We start from the raw sequence: 18830 nt of genomic DNA, 5'->3' as shown, positions 1-18830 counted from the left end.
AAACTGATATGACCCGTATGCTCTTCCCCGCTCTGATCCTTGCTGGCCCCGCTGCGGCCCACAACGGCACACATGTCCACGCGCATGGCACAGACTATGCCACTTTGGGCGTCGGTCTGGCGGTTGTCGCGCTGGCCGCCGTCGCATTGATGGTAAAGCTAAACAAATGATCCCCGGAGAGCTGTTCCCAGCCGAGGGTGAGATCACCCTGAACGCGAACGCCGAGGCAATCACCCTCATGGTCGCCAATACCGGCGACCGCCCGGTTCAGGTCGGCTCGCACTATCATTTCGCCGAAACCAACCCGGCGCTGGATTTCGACCGCGCCGCCGCACATGGCCTACGTCTGGACATCGCGCCGGGCACCGCCGTTCGGTTCGAACCCGGTCAGGCGCGCGAGGTCTCGCTGATCCCCATCGGAGGGGCACGCAAGGTTTACGGGTTCAACCAGAAGGTCATGGGGTCACTCTGATGCCAGCAACAATCAAACGCTCTGACTATGCCGCCATGTTCGGCCCCACCACCGGCGATAAACTGCGGCTGGCCGACACAGATCTGGTGATCGAGGTTGAACGCGACCTGACCGCAGAACGCGCGGGGGCCGCCGCAACAGGGGGGACCGGAGACAACGCGTTGCTTTACGGCGAAGAGGTCAAATTCGGCGGCGGCAAGGTGATCCGCGACGGGATGGGGCAGTCTCAGGCCACGCGGGCCGAGGGGGCCGTGGACACGGTCATCACCAACGCGCTGATCGTGGATCACTCGGGCATCTACAAGGCGGATGTGGGTCTGAAAGACGGACGCATCGCCAAGATCGGCAAGGCCGGCAATCCCGACACGCAGCCCGGTGTTGACATCATCATCGGCCCCGGCACCGAGGCCATCGCGGGCGAAGGGCGTATCCTGACCGCCGGCGGGTTCGACAGCCATATCCATTTCATATGCCCGCAACAGATCGAAGATGCGCTGCATTCCGGCCTGACCACCATGCTGGGCGGCGGCACTGGCCCGGCCCATGGGACGTTGGCCACCACCTGCACACCTGGCCCCTGGCATATCGGGCGGATGCTGCAGGCCGCCGACGCGTTTCCGATGAATCTGGCTTTTGCGGGTAAGGGCAACGCCTCGCTGCCCGCCGCGCTGGAAGAACAAGTCAACGCGGGGGCCTGTGCTCTGAAACTGCACGAGGATTGGGGCACAACCCCTGCCGCCATCGACTGCTGCCTGACGGTGGCCGATGCGATGGACGTGCAGGTGATGATCCATACCGACACGCTGAACGAATCCGGTTTCGTGGAAAACACCGTAGGTGCCATGAAGGGCCGGAGCATTCATGCCTTCCACACCGAAGGCGCAGGCGGCGGCCATGCCCCGGACATAATCAAGATCTGTGGCGAGAACCACGTTCTGCCGTCCTCGACCAACCCGACGCGCCCCTTCACCGTGAACACGGTTGAGGAGCATCTGGATATGCTGATGGTGTGCCACCACCTCGACAAATCCATCCCTGAGGACGTGGCCTTTGCCGAAAGCCGCATCCGGCGTGAGACGATTGCCGCCGAGGATATCCTGCACGATATGGGTGCCTTCAGCATCATCGCGTCCGACAGTCAGGCCATGGGTCGGGTCGGAGAGGTTCTGATCCGCACATGGCAGACCGCAGACAAGATGAAGAAACAGCGCGGCCGCCTGCCCGAGGAAACCGGCGAGAACGATAATATGCGCGTGCGCCGCTATATCGCCAAATACACCATCAACCCGGCAATTGCCCACGGCCTAAGCCATCAGATCGGCAGTATCGAAGAAGGCAAACGCGCCGATCTGGTGCTATGGAATCCGGCATTCTTTGGCGTGAAGCCCGAGATGGTTTTGCTGGGCGGCACCATTGCCTGCGCGCAGATGGGCGACCCGAATGCTTCGATCCCCACACCGCAGCCGGTCTATAGCCGACCGATGTTTGGGGCCTACGGGCGCTCGGTCGAGCATTCGGCGATCACATTCGTCTCGGGCGCGGCACAGGCAGCAGGGATTGGTGATACACTGGGACTGGCCAAGCAAACCGTTGCCGTCGAAAACACCCGCAACATCGGCAAGCGCGACCTGCTGCTGAACAACGCAACGCCGCAGGTGGAGGTTGACCCCGAAACCTATGAGGTCCGCGCCGATGGCGAATTGCTGACTTGCCAACCGGCCGAGGTTCTGCCGATGGCCCAGCGGTACTTTATGTTTTGACCAAAAATTGTGCTGCGTTGCGGCATTTGCAACGCGGCCATGACCAAAAACCCACTACTCAATGAGGCTGACATGACACATTTTCAAGCTCATGGGAGGACCAACGGAAACGAGGGTCCAAATGGCACATTCAGCAACTCATATCCCGACGCGGTTCTCGCTATTCGGGCTGATCGCAAACTTCGCAACACGCGTCAATTCCATGCTGATCCGCATGGCCGAAGCTCAGACACGGGTTCGGCAAGTCGAGTTCCTGCAATCGCTCAGCGACGAGGAACTGCACAAACGCGGCCTGACCCGCGACCGGATCGTTCACAGGGTGTTTGCGGACTCGATCTGGCTCTGACCGCACGCGCTGCAGAGGAGGCCAAACTATGACCGCCCTGCTCTGCACTGCTCGTCGATACAGTGACCATACGCACGGTGATCCCGCTGATCACCTGTCGCTTACCTACGAGGACCGTTTTCTGCGTCGTAAAGTTCTGACCTGCGACAGCGGCGAACAAATCCTTATTGATTTGTCCCAGACCACATCACTGGACCATGGCGGCGCATTGGTTCTGGAAGACGGGCGCGAGGTTCTCATTCAGGCCGCGCCTGAAGCGCTGCTTGAGGTCACATCCGACGATCTCACCCGCATCGCGTGGCATATCGGCAACCGCCACACACCGTGTCAGGTCGAGCCGGATCGCCTGCTGATACAGGTCGATCACGTCATCCGAGACATGCTGTTGAAACTGGGGGCAACTGTGCGCGAAATCCGCGAGCCTTTCACCCCCGAAGGTGGTGCCTATGGCCACGGCAGGACCCATGGCCACGCCCACTGACGCCGATATCCTGACGCTGACGCAATGGCTGTCGCCCGCATACCCTGTGGGCGGCTTCGCCTATTCCCACGGTCTGGAATGGGCCATTGAAAGTGGCAGCGTTTCCTCGGCCGCTGAAACGGGGGAGTGGATAGCCGATGTGATCCAGCACGGCTCAGGGCGCGCCGATTGCATCTTTCTGGCCGCTGCCCACGCTGGGTCGGCGGATGCGGCTGCTGAAATCGACAGGATGGCGCGCGCTTTTTGCCCCTCGTCCGAGCGTTTGATGGAATCGCGCCTTTTGGGGGAAGCGTTCAGCACTGTCACGGCAGAAGTATGGTCAGTTGACCTGCCATCCCTGACCTATCCCGTGGCTCTGGGCTACGCCGCAAAACTGAACGGCCTGCCTCTGCCGCTGACGGCACAGATGTATCTGCAAGCCTTCATGTCCAATCTGGTCGCATGCGCAATGCGTCTGGTGCCCTTGGGCCAAACCGAAGGCCAACGCCTGATCCGAGATCTGACCCCGTTATGTCAGCACGTGGCAACGGACGCTCTGGATGCGACACTGGACGATCTGACGTCCACAGCTTTCCTGTCGGACATTGCGTCGATGAAACATGAAACCCAATATTCAAGGATGTTCCGAACATGACCAGCATGAACGGCCCTCTGCGCGTGGGCATTGGCGGCCCTGTCGGCGCAGGCAAAACCACGCTGACCGCAGCACTGTCTGAGGCACTGCGCGACAGGCTTTCAATCGGTGTAATTACCAACGATATCTACACCCGTGAAGACGCCGAGGCCCTGATGCGGATGCAGATTCTGCCCCAAGACAGGATCATCGGTGTCGAAACCGGTGGCTGCCCGCATACAGCAATCCGCGAGGACGCCTCGATCAATCTTGCGGCCGTGGCTGAAATGCAGGCCCGGCACCCCGATGTCGACGTTGTTCTGATCGAAAGCGGCGGCGACAACCTATCTGCCACCTTCAGCCCCGAATTGGCGGATGTGACGCTCTATGTGATTGACGTGGCTGCTGGCGAAGAAATCCCCAGAAAGGGTGGCCCCGCGATCACCAAATCCGACATCCTGATCATCAACAAAACCGACCTAGCGCCCCATGTCGGTGCATCGCTGGACGTCATGGACCGCGACGCGACGAGGATGCGCAACGGGCGGCCGTTTGTCTTTGCATCTCTGAAACATAGACAGAGCGTCGACAGGATTGTGGACCTGCTGGCGCAGATAGGTGGATTGAACCTGTCATCAAGCTCAGATGCCCAACAACCCGTGGTTCAGAATGCGTAACCTCTGATACTGCAAAACGCACGACAGGTGCGCGGTTTCAGAACCTATTGTTCTACCAGTCTTGCAGCGTCTGCCCCAAAAAACGTCGGGCCGAAACGAATTCAGCCCGACGTTGGAGCATCAGCTGCCCTGATTGCGAAAGCTCTCTTCGAACTCTTGCGTTTGATTTTCTGCGCTGCCGCCGCTTGGACCTTCGCAGGCGGCCACAAAGAGTATGCTGGCAGTGATGAGGACGGCTCGGATCATTTTGGTGGCCTTTGCGTTGAGGACGTGGACATAAAAAGTGTGAGTGCTTTTGCCTAACACAGCGCGGGACGACAGCGGGTCAAACCTGTGTGACCGCTCTGTGAGCACACACGATCCGGCGGAGCCTGAGGTGCTTAAGCTTTGAGTACTAATCCCCAAAGATGTGTGTGCACTGCTCATCAGCTAAGAAAAACAAAAGTGTTCTGGGAAACAGAGGCCAATATAAAAGTGAACAGGCTTTCGCCATCACGGCTTTGTTGACGCTTATTAGCAAAATCGTGATTGCTGCTGGAACAAAGACTCGGAACTCCCAATCTAGGTTGCATCCTTATTCTTCGACTTAGAAGTCCGCTTGATCCTGGCGACTTTTGGTCGATCACAACAGACGAGCCAAGCCATGTCGCAATTATCAACGTCCCTCCTCAGCGTTTTGGAAATCCTGTCCTTGGTTTTTGTCTTTGCTGTCGGACTTGCGGCTCTATGGGTTGTCGTCGCCTACTTTCGGGACAAGACACAAACGGAAAGTACACTGCGAAGGAACTATCCGGTTGTGGCCCGGTTCAGGTATTTCTTCGAACATATGGGGGAATTCTTCCGTCAGTATTTCTTTGCCCAGGACCGCGAGGAAATGCCATTCAACCGGGCGGAACGATCCTGGGTTTACCGGGCTGCGAAGAACGTGGACTCCACCGTCGCATTTGGCTCGACACGGGATCTACGCCCCACGGGTACCGTATATTTCGCCAACTGCCCCTTCCCGACACTGGAACAGGATGCGCAAGGACCATCGGATGTTACAGTTGGCCCCTTTGCACGCCACCCCTATACGACGGATTCAATGTTCAACATTTCCGGCATGAGCTATGGCGCGATCTCGATCCCAGCCGTGCGGGCGCTGTCCCAAGGGGCGAAGAAAGCGGGCATGTGGATCAATACCGGCGAGGGCGGTCTATCGCCTTATCATCTGGAAAGCGGTGCGGATGTCGTATTCCAGATCGGCACCGGTAAATTCGGGGTGCGCAAACCCGAGGGTGGGTTTGACGAGGACAAGTTGCGCACTGTCGCGGCCCATGATGCGGTGAAGATGTTTGAAATCAAGCTGAGCCAAGGCGCCAAACCCGGCAAAGGCGGCATCCTGCCCGGCGCCAAAGTGACCGAGGACATCGCCGAAATCCGCGGGTTGCAAGTAGGTCAGGACGCGATCAGCCCGAACCGCCACCCAGAAATCGACAGCGTGGGCGATCTGCTGGATATGATCGCTTATGTGCGCGACATCACCGGCAAGCCGGTCGGCTTTAAAGCGGTTATAGGGTCGTATGGGTTCTTTGACGATCTGTGCACAGAGATTCTGAAACGTGGGCCAGAAAGCGCGCCGGATTTTGTGACCATCGACAGCTCGGATGGCGGTACCGGTGCGGCCCCGATGAGCCTGATTGACAACATGGGGATGCCACTGCGCGAAAGCCTGCCTCTGACTGTAGATATGCTGAAGAAGTACGGGCTTCGCGACAGGGTCAAGGTTTGCGCCAGCGGAAAGATGATCAACCCGTCCGAGGTGGCATGGGCCTTTTGCGCGGGTGCGGATTTTGTGAATTCAGCGCGTGGGTTCATGTTTGCACTGGGCTGCATTCAAGCGTTGCAGTGCAACAAGAATACCTGCCCGACCGGAATCACCACGCACAATACCAAGCTGCAGTTCGGCCTTGATCCAACCAGTAAATCGGAACGTGTGGCAAGCTATGCCCGGAACATGAAGAAAGAGGTCGGCATAATCGCCCACAGCTGCGGTGTGGCCGAACCGCGCCAGCTGAAACGACACCATGCGCGTATCGTGTTGGACAATGGCCGATCCGTTTCGATGCACGAGCTGTATCCCGAACCTGCGCAATTGCAAGCAGCGGAATAACATCGCACCATTCATCTCAGTTCAATTGTGACCTTCGCCACCGCCGGATTCGTGCGCGGATCCGGTGCGCTATCAGGAGACATCATGTCCGATCATTCGCAAAACGCACCGTCTGTCACAAAAGCCTCTGATCTGCTCGTCGCAGCGCTTGAGGCCGAAGGGGTCGAGTATATCTTTGCCGTACCGGGTGAGGAAAACCTGGATGTGCTGGAATCCTTACGGACCTCAAGGATTGAGCTGGTCCTGACCCGCCATGAACAGGGCGCGGCATTTATGGCGGCGACCTACGGGCGCTTGACCGGCAAGGCGGGTGTTTGCATGGCAACACTGGGGCCAGGGGCCACCAACTTTGCGACTCCTGCCGCTTATGCGCATCTGGGCGGCATGCCTCTGATCATGATCACAGGCCAAAAGCCCATCAAGAAGTCGAAACAGGGCCAATTTCAGATCATTGATGTGGTCGGTCTGTTCGACCCGATCTGCAAGATGTCCAAGCAGATCGTTCACGGCAACACCATCCCGTCCCTGATCCGCGAGGCGTTCCGCGTCGCACAAGAGGAACGCCCTGGCGCGGTCCTGCTTGAATTGCCAGAAGATATCGCTGCTGAAGACACAACGGAACATGTGCTCGAGCCGCATCCGCGCCACTACGCTGTCGCGGGCGACACGGTCCTGAACGAAGCCGCTGAAATGATCCGGTCGGCGAAGATGCCCTTGCTGCTGCTGGGTGCCGGAGCCAACCGCAAGTACGCTCGCAGCGCGCTAAGCAAATTTGTCGAAGACACGCAGATCCCCTTCTTCAACACGCAGATGGGCAAGGGCGTGGTGGATGAACGATCCGACCTGTTTCTTGGGACGGCTGCGCTGTCGGATGGCGATTACCTGCATTGCGCCATCGAACGGGCCGATCTGATCATCAATGTTGGCCATGACGTGGTCGAAAAACCGCCCTTCTTCATGGAGGAAGGCGGCACCAAGGTGATCCATGTGAATTACAAGGCCGCGCAGGTCGATCAGGTCTATTTCCCGCAGGTCGAAGTCGTCGGTGATTTGGCACAATCCATCGCGCGGCTGGGTGATAAACTGGGCGGCCCGCTGGATTTCGACCGAAGCTATTTCCAGCGCGTCAAGCAAGAGACCGACCAGCATACATCTGAAGGTGCCGATGACCCACGTTTCCCCGTAATCCCACAGCGTTTTGTAGCCGATACCCGCAAAGTGATGGGCGATTGCGATATCATTGCGCTGGACAACGGCATCTATAAAATCTGGTACGCGCGAAACTATCTTGCCTATCAGCCCAATACCGTCCTGCTGGACAATGCTCTGGCCACCATGGGGGCCGGGTTGCCTTCGGCCATGATGGCGGCCAAGCTTTACCCAGAACGCAGGGTCATGGCGATCTGTGGCGACGGCGGGTTCATGATGAATAGTCAAGAAATCGAGACCGCGGTTCGACTTGGCCTCAATCTGGTTGTGACCGTTTTGAATGACAGCTCATACGGGATGATCCGGTGGAAGCAGTCACATGCGGGGTTCGACGACTGGGGGCTGGAATTCAACAACCCCGATTTCGTTCAATACGCCAACAGTTACGGCGCGACCGGCCATCGGATCGCACGTACCGAGGATCTGGTCCCAACCTTCGAAAAGGCGTTCCAGGCGGGCGGCGTTCACCTGATTGACCTGCCGGTGGACTACAGCGAAAACCAGCGTGTTCTGATTGATGAACTGGCTGCAAAGGTGTGCCTGATATGAGCGACACTCTGGACGTTCTCAACCCTTTTGATCTTGAGAAGATCGGTAGTGTTTCGATCAACACGTGGGATGATGTGGATTCCATGTTGGACGTGGCCCATGGTTTACACCGGTCGCGCGACGCGTGGTTGCCAGCCTTTCAGCGGATCGAGATCCTGAAAAACACAGCCCGTATCATGTCTGAAAGGGCCGACGAGCTGGCGATGCTGATCGCCAGTGAAGGTGGCAAGCCTTTGGTCGACGCGCGCATTGAAGTGACCCGCGCAATCGACGGGGTCGAGCTGTGCGTCCACGAGATTGGCCATATGGCTGGCAAAGAAATCCCGATGGACCTGACAGCGGCGGGCTCGGGTCGGGTCGCCTTTACACAGCGCGAACCGATAGGCGTGGTTGTCGCGGCCAGCGCGTTTAACCATCCGCTCAACCTGATCGTTCACCAAGTCGCCCCCGCAGTGGCTACAGGCTGCCCGGTGATCGTCAAACCCGCTTTGGATACGCCACTGTCCTGCAAGGCATTTGTCGAAATTCTGCATGAGGCTGGTTTACCTGAGACTTGGTGCCACCTCGCGATTTGCCACAACGACGTGGCCGAGCAGATGATCACCGACACGCGCGTTGGGTTCTTTTCTTTCATCGGCTCGGCCAAGGTGGGTTGGATGCTGAGGTCCAAGCTGGCCCCCGGAGTGCGATGTGCGCTGGAACATGGCGGGGCCGCACCCGTGATCGTGGATGAAAGCGCCGATATTGAGGGAATGATCCCACTCGTGACCAAAGGCGGGTTCTATCATTCCGGGCAGGTCTGCGTCTCGGTCCAGCGCGTTTTCGCGCCCACGGGCATCGCAGAGGACATTGCACAAAAGCTGGCCAAGGCGGCGTCCGCACTTAAGGTTGGCGATGCGCGTCAGGAAGATACCGAATGCGGCCCCCTGATCCGCCCAGGTGAAGTTGATCGCGTTGCCGAATGGGTGGACGAGGCCGTTGAGGGTGGCGCAACCTTGCTGACTGGCGGACGAAAGCTGGGTCCGACTACGTATGCGCCCACCGTCTTGCTGGACCCACCCGCCGACGCTCGGGTTTCAACATCCGAAGTCTTTGGACCCGTGGTCTGCGTCTATAGCTACGACAGGATCGAGGATGCGTTCGCCGCCGCCAACAGCCTGCCTTTCGCGTTTCAGGCGGCTGTCTTCACCAAAGCTCTGGACACGGCCATGCAAGCCATCAGACATCTGGATGCAACCGCCGTTATGGTGAACGATCACTCGGCATTCCGGGTCGATTGGATGCCCTTCGCGGGACGGAGGCAATCGGGATACAACACAGGCGGCATCGGCTATACGATGCATGACATGACTCAGGACAAGATGGCTGTAATCAAGCTTTGAGGACATTGACTAGCGTGAGCAGCTGCCCGTTGTTTTGCCTGATGCGTCAGGAAAGATCAGGCCGCAACTTTTCTGTCTGATGCAGCCGAAGGTGCCTTTTGTGTCGATGATACCTGTTTCTGCTAACCTTGGGGTCGACCAAGTTTTCGCATACAGGCCCAGTTTTCTTTGCTCTTGCTGCAACGATGCCGTTGCAACCGATTGCAACCGCGGTTCAATATTGCGTAGTATTTCCTCATGACCGCACCAATTTCTTCCCTAAAACCGATTAGGCCCACATCATGAGTGTCACACTGAAAGATGTCGCGGCGCTGGCCGGAGTTTCGCGGTCTGCTGTGTCGCGCACCTTTACCGAAGGTGCCTCGGTTTCAGCCAAAACCCGCAGCAAAGTCGAAAAGGCCGCTGCCGAACTAGGCTACAGCCCAAATGCTTTGGCGTCGTCACTGACAACGGGGCGAACCAAACTGATCGGCCTGATCTCGAACAACTTTCACAACCCCATATTCCTTGAGGTGTTTGATCTGTTCACCCGCACCCTTCAGGAACGCGGCCTGCGGCCCCTGATCGTCAACCTGACGGACGAAGTTCAGCCCGCAAACTCCGTCAGGATGTTGCGGCAATACTCGGTCGATGCGGCCATCGTGGCTTCTTCGACGTTGCCGCCAAGTTTTGCCAAGGCGTTCCACGATGCAGGCGTTCCCGTGGTGCATACATTCGGGCGTTCTGCCACGTCGCCCGAGGTTCACGTGGTGGGGATCGACAACGTGGAATGCGGGCGCATGGCTGCACGAGAGTTGCTTGCAAGAGGGTACAGACGTATCGGTTATCTGGGCGGTCCCAAAGACGCGACCTCTGCCATGGACCGCTATCGCGGCTTCATGGAAGAGGTCGAAAAACACCCCGACCTGAACGTTTCGCATTCCTTCGCGGGGGCCTATTCGTTCGAGGCAGGTCGCGCCGAAATGCTGCGTCTGTTGGCGGATACCCCTGCCGAGGGGTATTTTTGTGGCGACGATATTTTGTCAATCGGCGCATTGTCAGCCTTGAGCGATCACGGGATAAAGCCGGGTCATGATATCGGAATCATCGGCCTGAACGACATGGAGATGTCGCGTTGGGAAAGCGTTGACCTCACGACAATCCACCAGCCGATCAAACAGATCATCACGGCGTCGGTCGATCTTGTGGAAGAGATGTTGAAAGACCCCGACCGCTACCCCGAGGCCCGAATCTTTCCCTGTCGGGTGATTGAGCGGGGCACATTGCGCCCCCACCCCTAATCAGCGAAACATCGGTGGGCGCGCGTCTGTCCAAGCCCCATCGTTTTTGGACGACGCCACTGCTGCGTGAACGGCAGCTATCGACCGCACGCCGTCGGCAGGGGTCGGCAGGCCATCTCGAACCTCTCCCTGAATGGCATCGGCCAGATCGCAATAGATATTCGCCACGGCCAGGGGGAAGCCTTCAGGGTGGGCAATAGCCACGCGTGACAGGCGCTGCGCGTCGTCGTGCAAACCCCCTTCGCCTTTTTCGATGATCTGAGTGCGCCCTCCCACCGGAGTATAGACAAGCTGATTGGGCTGCTCGGATGCCCAGCGCAAACCACCGGTTTCGCCAAAGACCTGAATGTCGAATCCGTGCTGCCGACCAATCGCCACCGAGGATGTCCACAACCGCCCCACTGCGCCACCTTCGGTACGGAAGTTGATCATGGCGTCATCCTCAAGCTCGCGACTGGGGATGGTCGAGGCCATATCCGCCGACAGGGTCTTGACCTCGTCATCGCTGATGAAGCTCGCCATATGCAGCGCATGGATACCGCAATCGGCGAATTGACCAGAGACGCCTGCCATTGCTGGGTCATAGCGCCAACGCACGCGGGGGTTATCCGCATCGGTCGCGTCACCGTGGTGGCCGTGGCTGAAATTCGTCACCACCAGACGCACCTTGCCGATATCGCCCGCCCGCACCATCGCACGGGCCTGCCGCACCATCGGATAGGCGGAATAGCAATAGTTCACCGCGCAGATCCTGCCCGAGGCTTTGGCCACGCGCACGATCTCTTCGCCCTCCTCCACGGTCATGGTCATCGGCTTCTCGCATAAAACGTGGAAACCGGTCTCGAGAAAGGCTTTGGCGATCTCGAAATGGGTCGCGTTTGGGGTGGCGATCGTCACCAGATCAATGCGGTCGGGGCGGTCTTTTTCACCAGCCAACATTTCTTGCCAGTCGCCATAGGCACGGTCCTGCGCCACGCCCAGACGCTGAGCATATTCTCGCCCGACTTCTGGGCGATGGTCCAACGCGCCCGCGGTGAATTCAAACATCCCATCGGCCAGCGCGCCCAACCGGTGCGCGGGCCCGATCTGACTGCCCTCACCCCCACCAATCATGCCCCATTTCAGCTTTGCCATGATCTTAGTCTCTCTGTTGTCTTGTCGTTTATTCGATCAGAATTGACTGACGTCCTGCCATTGCCGCTGGTCCGAGGACGCAAGCACCGCCGCCAGAACGCGGTTCACCTCATGCCCGTCGCGGAAAGTCGGCCAGATGTTTTGGCCTGTATGGATGGCCTGCAGGAAATCCTTCGCTTCGATGATGATCTGGTCCTGATACCCGGTGCCATGGCCCGGTCCCTGACAGAAGGGCTCATAGTCCGGGTGCGCCGGACCGGTCAGGATCTTGGTGAAGCCCCGCGACGCCTCAGTCCCTTCGCGGCGGTACAGCCACAGGGCATTCTGATCCTCCTGATCAAAGTGGATCGCGCCTTTGGTGCCAGAGATCTCATAGGCGTACCCCATCTTCCGTCCCGTCGCGACGCGGCTGAAATAGAGGTTCCCCATGACGCCATTTTCAAACCGGCACATCATCTGGGCGTGATCGTCATTCGTGACCTCTCCGCCCGGTCGATGGCGGTGGACGGTCTCCACATCTGCCATCACCTGCGTGATAGGTCCGATCAAAGCAAGCGCGCCATTTACCATATGTGGCGCCAGATCACCAATCGTCCCATTAGCCCGACCCGTTGTGCGCCATGACGCCGGAGCATCCGGGTCAGCGTAGAAATCCTCGGTATGTTCCCCCCGAAACCAGGTGACGTCGCCAATCTCGCCGCTGGCAATCAACTGTCTTGCATATTGACTGGCGGGGGTCCGGATATAGTTGAACCCAACCATATTAATTGCACCGGCCGCTTCAGCGGCCGCCACCATCGCGCGGCTGTCCTCCAGTGACGCGCCCAGAGGCTTTTCGCATAACACCGGCTTGCCCAGCGCAACGGCAGCCTCGGCTATTTGGCGATGCGTAGACTGCGGAGAGGCGATCACGATTGCCTCGACCTTTGGGTCGGCGACCAAGGCGCGCCAGTCGCTGGTCGCCCGCGCGAACCCATACGCTGCGCGATACCGCTCTGCGCTCTGCGACGTCGACGCGCAGATCACCTCAAGCCGGGGTCGCAATGCTGTGTTGAACACCGCCCCCACCGCGGCCATTGCGACCGAATGAGCCTTGCCCATATAGCCGCCGCCGACGATTCCAATTCCGATTTCTGGCACTTGCAACCGCTCCGAACATTGTATTTGCAACCGGTTGCAAAATGAGTATCGTGTGAATCGATTCAACGCAAGGACCAACCATCCCTGCCCGCCCTATTTCGCCGGAGGACACGACGTGAGCACCCTGATGGATGGGATCAAAGGAAACCGATTTGCTGTTTTCGGGCGCGCGGGCATTGACCTGTTTGCAGATCCTGTCGGTGTCAAAAGCGAAGATGCCGGCGCCTTTGGAGCCGACTTGGGGGGATCTTCAGCCAATATCTGCGCCGGGCTGGTAAAACTTGGCAGTCAGGCATCTTTGGTCACGTCGATTTCGGATGACGCGGTAGGGCGGTTCTGCATGAACAGGCTGGCCCATTACGGAGTGGACACATCTTACGTCCGCGTTCTGGGGGGTGAATATCGCACCTCTCTGGCGCTGTATGAAAGCCGGACCGAGGATTTCCAGAACGTCATTTACCGGAACGGAGCGGTCGACTTTCAGGTCACCGAAGAAGACGTCGACCGAGTAGACTACACTTCATTCACAGCCGTACTGTCCGCCGGAACTGTCTTTGCGGCTGAACCCTCGCGCAGCGCCACATTCCGCGCCCTTCAAAACGCCCGCTCGGCCGGATTGCCGGTGATTTTCGACATCGACTACCGTCCTTACAGCTGGCCGTCTGCGGAAGTGGCGGCAGATGTTTTGTCGAGCGCGGGCGCGGCCAGCGATCTGATTGTCGGAAACGATGAAGAATTCGGCTTCATGGCTGGCGGTATAGAAAAGGGCTTTGCCAAAGCGCAAGAACTGGCTGGGAAACCGGGACGCGTCGTAATCTACAAAATGGGTGAAAAAGGCGCAGTAACACTGGCCAACGGGCAAGAAATCGAAACCGGTATCTACCCTGTCGACGCGATCAAACCTGTGGGCGCTGGCGACAGCTTTATGGCAGGTCTGCTGGCATCGATCGCGGCGGGGTATCCGCTGAAAGACGCGGTGATGCGCGGGTCGGCCTGTGCGTCCATTGTCGTGTCTAAACCCGGATGCTCTCCAGCCATGCCAACGACGTCTGAGCTGGATGCGTTTCTGGCGTCCCATCCCGGTCCAACGACCTAGGAGGTCTCATGCATATTGCCCCATTCGACAACCAGAACAAACCCATTGTGGATACTGATGACCCGACAGTGCCGTTGAACTATTTCAACATCGTCAAATTGAAAAAGGGCGAGGCGTTCGAATATCAGGTACCCGGATATGAAACCTGCATTGTTCCGGCAACCGGCAGCGTCGATGTCGACGTGGAAGGCGTCCCCTTCCCCGCTTTGGGAAACCGGGGCGAAGACGTCTGGGATGGCGAACCCGAAGGGGCCTATGTTCCCGTGGGTGCCAAAGCGCAAATGGTCTGCGTATCTGAATCCGCCGAGGTCTTTGTAGCTGGTGCGAAATACGACAAGGTGCTGGATCCTTTCGACGTGCGTGAACATGACCTTGTGCAATATGGCAGCGACGACACCAAGACCCATCGCAAGATCAAACATATTTTGGGTCAAAAGCAGCACGACAAAGTGGGCCGGCTGCTGGTGAGTGAGTTGTTCACCGTTGGTCAAGGCGGCTGGTCAGGGTTCCCCAGCCACAAGCACGACACCAACCGCCTACCCGATGAGACGCGGCATGATGAGACCTATAATTTCCGCTTCAAACCCAACTGGGGCTCGGGTCTGCAGATGTTACAGCGCGAAGATAACGCCCCTGGCGATGCTTATCACATCGTCGATGGCTCGACTGTTTGTATAGACACCGGGTATCACCCCTGCTGCGTCTTGCCAGGGTACGAGATGTATTACTTCACCATCCTCGGTGGCCTGACCCAACGGTCTCTGGTGCAGTACTTCCAACCCACCCATGCCTATCAGATCGAAACGATTCCGGGCATCAAAGACATGATCGCCAAGTTCAAATGACCCTTGTTACGCTGAAAGATGTGCTGCAACCGGCCTACGCGCAGGGCTATGCTGTTGGCGGGCTGGTAGCGCTGGGCTGGGAGGACATGCGCGCCTATGTGGCCGCAGCCGAAGCCGAAAATGCGCCCGTCATCCTGCAAGCCGGACCAAGCTGTCGCGAGCATACGCCCTTACCCATTCTGGGAAAAATGTTCCGGCACCTGGCTGAAAACGCCTCGGTCCCTGTCGTGGCGCATCTGGATCACGGCTATACGTATGAGGAGTGCAAGATCGCTCTGGACAGCGGCTTTACCTCGTTGATGTTCGACGGCTCGCGCAAGCCTCTGCAGCAGAATATTGACGAGACCGCCGCCATCGCCGAAATGGCCTATAAGGCAGGAATCTCCTGCGAGGGTGAGATCGGGTTTGTCGGCTATTCCGGCGGGGAAGGATCGAACGGCACAGACCCCGCCGAGGCGGCGCAATTCGCCCGGCAAAGCGGTGTCGATGCGATGGCGATCTCGGTCGGCAATGTACATTTGCAACAAGACAAAGAAGGCGGATTGGACGAGGCCCGCATTGCCGAGATCGACGCATTGACCGAGGTCCCCTTGGTGATCCATGGCGGCTCGGGCGTGCCGGTGGAACAGCGCGCGCGGCTGTCGCGCGACACGTCGATCTGCAAGTTCAACATCGGCACCGAACTGCGGATGGCCTTTGGGAATGCCCTACGCGCAGCAGTCAACAGCGACCCAAACCGATTTGATCGCGTGACTATCTTGAAAGAAACGCAAGACCCGGTCGAGGCCGCCGCCCGCGCCGTGATCCGCGCTTTTGGGGCACCACCGCAGAAGTAAGACACACATGGTCAACGGGTCGCGGCCCCCACAAGCCGGATGCCGCGAAAGAGCAGGGTCAGATCGAGCCACCCTCGACCATGAAATTCCCGGCGCTGCACATGGCGGCATCGTCTGAGGCCAGAAAAACCACCATCCGCGCCACATAGACCGGGTCGATCGGGTCCGGCAGACACTGGCGGTCAACCTGTTTTGCCAGCGCCTCGGGCGTGACCCACAGGTCCTTTTGGCGCTCGGTCATGATCCAGCCGGGAACGACAGTATTGACGCGTATGCGATGATCGCCCAACTCGCGCGCCATTGTGCGGGTCAGGCCATGCACGGCGGATTTCGCCGTGGCATAGGCCGGGAACCCTGCGCCACATTCCCACCAGGAATTCGAACCCAGATTGATGATCGAGCCGCCGCCTGCCGCGATCATACCGGGCGCAACAGCCTGAATGGCAAAGAACATGTGGCGGATATTCGTCGCCATACGTTCATCCCAATATTCCGGTGTGACTTCGCGCCAGTCGTGGCGATCATCATGGGCCGCATTGTTGACCAGAACATGCGCCGGGCCCAGTTCCTCGGACAGTTGCTCCAGTGCGTCGCGCAGCGCGTCGACGTCGCGCAGATCGCACTGCGCGAACGCGTGCTCGCCTTCCAGCTCGGCCAGCAGTGCGTGCCCGGCATCAGCGTTGATATCCAGAAACCCGACTTTCGTGCCTTGCTGGGCAAACGCTCGGACGGTCCGCGCTCCGATACCACCAGCGCCGCCGGTAATTACGACGGTTTTGCCTTTCAAACTGGGGTAGTTCGCAAAATCTTGGGTCAACTATCTCGCTCCATGATCCATTCGACCTCGGGGGCCGGAACAAACCGCCACTTGCGCAGAGGGCCTGCCATGACGTTCAGATAGTACATCTCAAACCCATAGGGCGCGCCGCAAGGGTGATGGCCCCGCGGCACGGTCACAACATCGCCATCGGACACAGCCATCGTCTCGTCCAACTGGCCGTCATCGGTATAGACGCGCTGAATGCCGAACCCGTTGGCGGGGTTCAGGCGGTGGTAATAGGTCTCTTCCAAATAGGTGATGCGGGGAAAATCATCCTCGTCATGGCGATGGCTTGGGAAAGAGGACCAGTTGCCATTGGGTGTAAAGACCTCGGTTACCAGAAGACTGTCGGCGTAGTCTTCGCCCTCCATCGCGATGTTGTTAATGTAGCGCGTGTTAGTACCCTTGCCCCGTTCGGTCAGAGTAATGCCGTCCGGCCCGATACGACGCACTTGATGTCCGCCTTTGCCAGGGGCTGTGCATACCGCGATGATGCAATCAGTTTCCGCAACCGCCTGCCAGTCGGTCCCGTTGGGCAGGTACAGGCAATGCGGAGGGGTCTTTTCGAACACGTCCATCCGGTCGCCCAGCATGCCCCAGTCCTGTCCGGCTCCGGTGATCTGCGCCTTGCCTTCTACCATGACCAAAATAACCTCGCGGTCGCCAGTCACCTCAGAAGCTGTGTCGCCCGCGCGAAGATGATAGAGACCAAACCCGACATAGCGCCAACCGGCACTGGCCGGGGTGATATCGTGCACCTTACCGCGCGTGCCGAAGGGTTTTTTCAAAAGGTCCGCCATCTCGTGTTCTCCGTGTTGGGCGGGCATGGTCGCCCGCCCGATATTGCCTTATGCTGCCTGTCGGGTTTCCAGCGCTGCAAGCGTCTGTGCCAGCTGTTCTTCTGTCCACCCTTCGGATACCGCGCTGCGCAGGATATCGGCTTGACTGGCGGGGGCGTTTCCGCCAACCGGTGGGTCTGTATCCAGATTTGTCGGAAACGGATAACCCTCGGCAGTGGCCGCAATAGCCGCATCCAACTCCGGCCCCGACAGATCGCCACGCTGCTTCAGCGCCACCAGTGCCGGGAACGCCCTCAGCGACATGGCGCGCCGGTCGATGGCCTCCATCGCGCGCCCAAAGGCTGAAGAGACCTGAAGCAGGTTTGCCATTCTGTTGATATCCGCGCTGCGGTTCTCGCCCGCCGCATGAAACAGCGCCGGGTTGAAGAAAACAGCATCCCCTTTGTCCAGTGGCAGCTGGATGTAGTTGCCTTCGAAATGATCGCGATGGGCTGCATCGTGAAACGCCAGATAGCCCGGCGCATAAAGCTGCGAAAACGGCAACAGCTTGGTCGGGCCACTTTCGGCCGGCATATCGCAATGTGCCACCGCGCCCTGCAAAGTCAGAGTCGCTGTCACCAAATGCGCATGGGCCGGATACCGCGCGGCGCTTTCGGCGCTTTGAAACCCCAGATGGTAGTCCCGATGCGCTTGCTGTGCCTTGCCACCGGGGCGGACCTGATTGACTTGCGCAGTCATCTGATAATTCGGTCCCAGCCACGCCTCACACACGGCCGCAATCGAGGTATTGCCAAAGTAGAGCGCAAAACCTTCGGGATCCTTCATGCATTGCTTTTGCAGCGCATTCCACACCCGGTCATTGGCACCCGAGGCCGCAAAGTGATCGCCTTCGCCTGCCCCACCTTCGCGCTCTTCGTCGATGATCTGCTGAAACACCTCGGTGGCCCGGTCGATCACGGTGGTATCCGCATAAGCGCCTTTCAGCGCGATCACTCCGGCCGAGCTGTTCAACACCTGCCCCCATTCCGCAAGCAGAGCTTGACGCTGCGCGCCATCCTCTAACGCAGGCCGCAGGGTATTCATGTCATAAACGGGTACGTTCTTTTCAATGCCCGCCGCATGGGGCACCGCTGACGCCTGTAGGGCCTGAGAGGTCAACACCTTGAATTCATCCAGATCACAGGATTCCCGGTCAAAATATCCGACATATCCAAGCTCTTGGTGCACCATGATCTTCT

General features: G+C 58.7%; 19 protein-coding genes. 14 read left to right on the top strand and 5 right to left on the bottom strand.

The window, feature by feature from the left end; all coding sequences use genetic code 11:
* Positions 1-8: 8 nt before the first annotated feature.
* The 11 genes from ACR0DX_RS06135 (at position 9) to ACR0DX_RS06085 (ending at position 10921) form a co-directional block, all read left to right on the top strand.
* Positions 9-170: a peptidase M23 gene (locus tag ACR0DX_RS06135; protein WP_170353404.1), complete on the top strand. Its 162-nt coding sequence runs from the start codon at positions 9-11 to the stop codon at positions 168-170.
* The gene (locus ACR0DX_RS06130; protein ID WP_170353405.1) at positions 167-472 is read left to right on the top strand and encodes an urease subunit beta; all 306 of its coding nucleotides are present in this window, start codon (positions 167-169) and stop codon (positions 470-472) included. Before ACR0DX_RS06135 ends, ACR0DX_RS06130 begins: the two co-directional genes overlap by 4 nt.
* On the top strand, positions 472-2232 hold the full coding sequence (gene ureC / locus ACR0DX_RS06125) for an urease subunit alpha (protein WP_480845494.1): 1761 nt from the start codon (positions 472-474) through the stop codon (positions 2230-2232). The genes ACR0DX_RS06130 and ureC overlap by 1 nt, the downstream gene beginning before the upstream one ends.
* A gap of 121 nt (positions 2233-2353) precedes the next feature.
* Positions 2354-2578 (top strand): DUF1127 domain-containing protein, encoded by a 225-nt coding sequence (locus tag ACR0DX_RS06120; RefSeq protein ID WP_170353407.1) that lies wholly within the window; start codon positions 2354-2356, stop codon positions 2576-2578.
* 28 nt (positions 2579-2606) lie between these two features.
* Positions 2607-3059, top strand: coding sequence for an urease accessory protein UreE (locus ACR0DX_RS06115; protein ID WP_170353408.1), 453 nt, complete (start codon positions 2607-2609; stop codon positions 3057-3059).
* Positions 3025-3693 (top strand): urease accessory protein UreF, encoded by a 669-nt coding sequence (locus ACR0DX_RS06110; RefSeq protein ID WP_480845491.1) that lies wholly within the window; start codon positions 3025-3027, stop codon positions 3691-3693. The genes ACR0DX_RS06115 and ACR0DX_RS06110 overlap by 35 nt, the downstream gene beginning before the upstream one ends.
* Positions 3690-4349: an urease accessory protein UreG gene (gene ureG / locus ACR0DX_RS06105; protein WP_170353409.1), complete on the top strand. Its 660-nt coding sequence runs from the start codon at positions 3690-3692 to the stop codon at positions 4347-4349. The genes ACR0DX_RS06110 and ureG overlap by 4 nt, the downstream gene beginning before the upstream one ends.
* Positions 4350-4992: 643 nt before the next feature.
* Positions 4993-6501 (top strand): FMN-binding glutamate synthase family protein, encoded by a 1509-nt coding sequence (locus ACR0DX_RS06100; RefSeq protein ID WP_170353410.1) that lies wholly within the window; start codon positions 4993-4995, stop codon positions 6499-6501.
* 84 nt (positions 6502-6585) lie between these two features.
* Complete coding sequence (locus ACR0DX_RS06095) at positions 6586-8259, top strand: acetolactate synthase large subunit (RefSeq protein WP_170353411.1); 1674 nt, start codon at positions 6586-6588, stop codon at positions 8257-8259.
* Complete coding sequence (locus ACR0DX_RS06090; protein ID WP_170353412.1) at positions 8256-9641, top strand: aldehyde dehydrogenase family protein; 1386 nt, start codon at positions 8256-8258, stop codon at positions 9639-9641. The genes ACR0DX_RS06095 and ACR0DX_RS06090 overlap by 4 nt, the downstream gene beginning before the upstream one ends.
* Positions 9642-9922: 281 nt before the next feature.
* Positions 9923-10921: a LacI family DNA-binding transcriptional regulator gene (locus ACR0DX_RS06085; protein ID WP_170353413.1), complete on the top strand. Its 999-nt coding sequence runs from the start codon at positions 9923-9925 to the stop codon at positions 10919-10921.
* Here ACR0DX_RS06085 and ACR0DX_RS06080 read toward each other — a convergent pair whose 3' ends face one another.
* Positions 10922-12055: a Gfo/Idh/MocA family protein gene (locus ACR0DX_RS06080; RefSeq protein ID WP_480845487.1), complete on the bottom strand. Its 1134-nt coding sequence runs from the start codon at positions 12053-12055 to the stop codon at positions 10922-10924. It lies immediately after the preceding gene.
* A 36-nt stretch (positions 12056-12091) separates the two neighbouring features.
* Positions 12092-13195 carry a Gfo/Idh/MocA family protein gene (locus ACR0DX_RS06075; RefSeq protein ID WP_480845484.1) on the bottom strand — a complete coding sequence of 368 codons (1104 nt, stop codon included), beginning with the start codon at positions 13193-13195 and terminating at the stop codon, positions 12092-12094.
* A gap of 127 nt (positions 13196-13322) precedes the next feature.
* Here ACR0DX_RS06075 and iolC point away from each other — a divergent pair, with 127 nt between their 5' ends.
* Genes iolC through ACR0DX_RS06060 form a run of 3 tightly spaced genes read left to right on the top strand, consistent with a single transcriptional unit; the run spans position 13323 to position 15972 of the window.
* A complete protein-coding gene (gene iolC, locus ACR0DX_RS06070; RefSeq protein WP_170353952.1) occupies positions 13323-14291 on the top strand; it encodes a 5-dehydro-2-deoxygluconokinase in 969 nt (322 codons plus the stop codon).
* Positions 14292-14299: 8 nt separating this feature from the next.
* Positions 14300-15136: a 5-deoxy-glucuronate isomerase gene (locus ACR0DX_RS06065; protein WP_170353416.1), complete on the top strand. Its 837-nt coding sequence runs from the start codon at positions 14300-14302 to the stop codon at positions 15134-15136.
* Positions 15133-15972, top strand: coding sequence for a class II fructose-bisphosphate aldolase (locus ACR0DX_RS06060; protein ID WP_170527252.1), 840 nt, complete (start codon positions 15133-15135; stop codon positions 15970-15972). The genes ACR0DX_RS06065 and ACR0DX_RS06060 overlap by 4 nt, the downstream gene beginning before the upstream one ends.
* A 58-nt stretch (positions 15973-16030) precedes the next feature.
* On the opposite strand, the gene ACR0DX_RS06055 is transcribed toward ACR0DX_RS06060, so the two are convergent.
* From ACR0DX_RS06055 to ACR0DX_RS06045, 3 genes are read right to left on the bottom strand one after another with little or no spacing between them, the layout of a single operon-like run.
* Positions 16031-16789: an SDR family oxidoreductase gene (locus ACR0DX_RS06055; protein ID WP_170353418.1), complete on the bottom strand. Its 759-nt coding sequence runs from the start codon at positions 16787-16789 to the stop codon at positions 16031-16033.
* Positions 16786-17592, bottom strand: coding sequence for a 5-deoxy-glucuronate isomerase (iolB, locus tag ACR0DX_RS06050; RefSeq protein WP_170353419.1), 807 nt, complete (start codon positions 17590-17592; stop codon positions 16786-16788). The genes ACR0DX_RS06055 and iolB overlap by 4 nt, the downstream gene beginning before the upstream one ends.
* 48 nt (positions 17593-17640) lie before the next feature.
* Complete coding sequence (locus ACR0DX_RS06045; protein WP_170353420.1) at positions 17641-18822, bottom strand: phytanoyl-CoA dioxygenase family protein; 1182 nt, start codon at positions 18820-18822, stop codon at positions 17641-17643.
* Positions 18823-18830 lie beyond the last annotated feature (8 nt).

The organism is Ruegeria sp. D3 (assembly GCF_056534465.1).
This window is presented reverse-complemented; position numbering and strand designations above follow the sequence as displayed.

What these genes read in the sequence shown, in the direction of transcription:
- ACR0DX_RS06135 (WP_170353404.1), top strand. Translation starts at nt 9, where the DNA reads ATGACCCGTATGCTCTTCCCCGCTCTGATCCTTGCTGGCCCCGCTGCG.
- ACR0DX_RS06130 (WP_170353405.1), top strand. Translation starts at nt 167, where the DNA reads ATGATCCCCGGAGAGCTGTTCCCAGCCGAGGGTGAGATCACCCTGAAC.
- ureC (WP_480845494.1), top strand. Translation starts at nt 472, where the DNA reads ATGCCAGCAACAATCAAACGCTCTGACTATGCCGCCATGTTCGGCCCC.
- ACR0DX_RS06120 (WP_170353407.1), top strand. Translation starts at nt 2,354, where the DNA reads ATGGCACATTCAGCAACTCATATCCCGACGCGGTTCTCGCTATTCGGG.
- ACR0DX_RS06115 (WP_170353408.1), top strand. Translation starts at nt 2,607, where the DNA reads ATGACCGCCCTGCTCTGCACTGCTCGTCGATACAGTGACCATACGCAC.
- ACR0DX_RS06110 (WP_480845491.1), top strand. Translation starts at nt 3,025, where the DNA reads ATGGCCACGGCAGGACCCATGGCCACGCCCACTGACGCCGATATCCTG.
- ureG (WP_170353409.1), top strand. Translation starts at nt 3,690, where the DNA reads ATGACCAGCATGAACGGCCCTCTGCGCGTGGGCATTGGCGGCCCTGTC.
- ACR0DX_RS06100 (WP_170353410.1), top strand. Translation starts at nt 4,993, where the DNA reads ATGTCGCAATTATCAACGTCCCTCCTCAGCGTTTTGGAAATCCTGTCC.
- ACR0DX_RS06095 (WP_170353411.1), top strand. Translation starts at nt 6,586, where the DNA reads ATGTCCGATCATTCGCAAAACGCACCGTCTGTCACAAAAGCCTCTGAT.
- ACR0DX_RS06090 (WP_170353412.1), top strand. Translation starts at nt 8,256, where the DNA reads ATGAGCGACACTCTGGACGTTCTCAACCCTTTTGATCTTGAGAAGATC.
- ACR0DX_RS06085 (WP_170353413.1), top strand. Translation starts at nt 9,923, where the DNA reads ATGAGTGTCACACTGAAAGATGTCGCGGCGCTGGCCGGAGTTTCGCGG.
- ACR0DX_RS06080 (WP_480845487.1), bottom strand. Translation starts at nt 12,055, where the DNA reads ATGGCAAAGCTGAAATGGGGCATGATTGGTGGGGGTGAGGGCAGTCAG.
- iolC (WP_170353952.1), top strand. Translation starts at nt 13,323, where the DNA reads ATGGATGGGATCAAAGGAAACCGATTTGCTGTTTTCGGGCGCGCGGGC.
- ACR0DX_RS06065 (WP_170353416.1), top strand. Translation starts at nt 14,300, where the DNA reads ATGCATATTGCCCCATTCGACAACCAGAACAAACCCATTGTGGATACT.
- ACR0DX_RS06060 (WP_170527252.1), top strand. Translation starts at nt 15,133, where the DNA reads ATGACCCTTGTTACGCTGAAAGATGTGCTGCAACCGGCCTACGCGCAG.
- iolB (WP_170353419.1), bottom strand. Translation starts at nt 17,592, where the DNA reads ATGGCGGACCTTTTGAAAAAACCCTTCGGCACGCGCGGTAAGGTGCAC.
- ACR0DX_RS06045 (WP_170353420.1), bottom strand. Translation starts at nt 18,822, where the DNA reads ATGGTGCACCAAGAGCTTGGATATGTCGGATATTTTGACCGGGAATCC.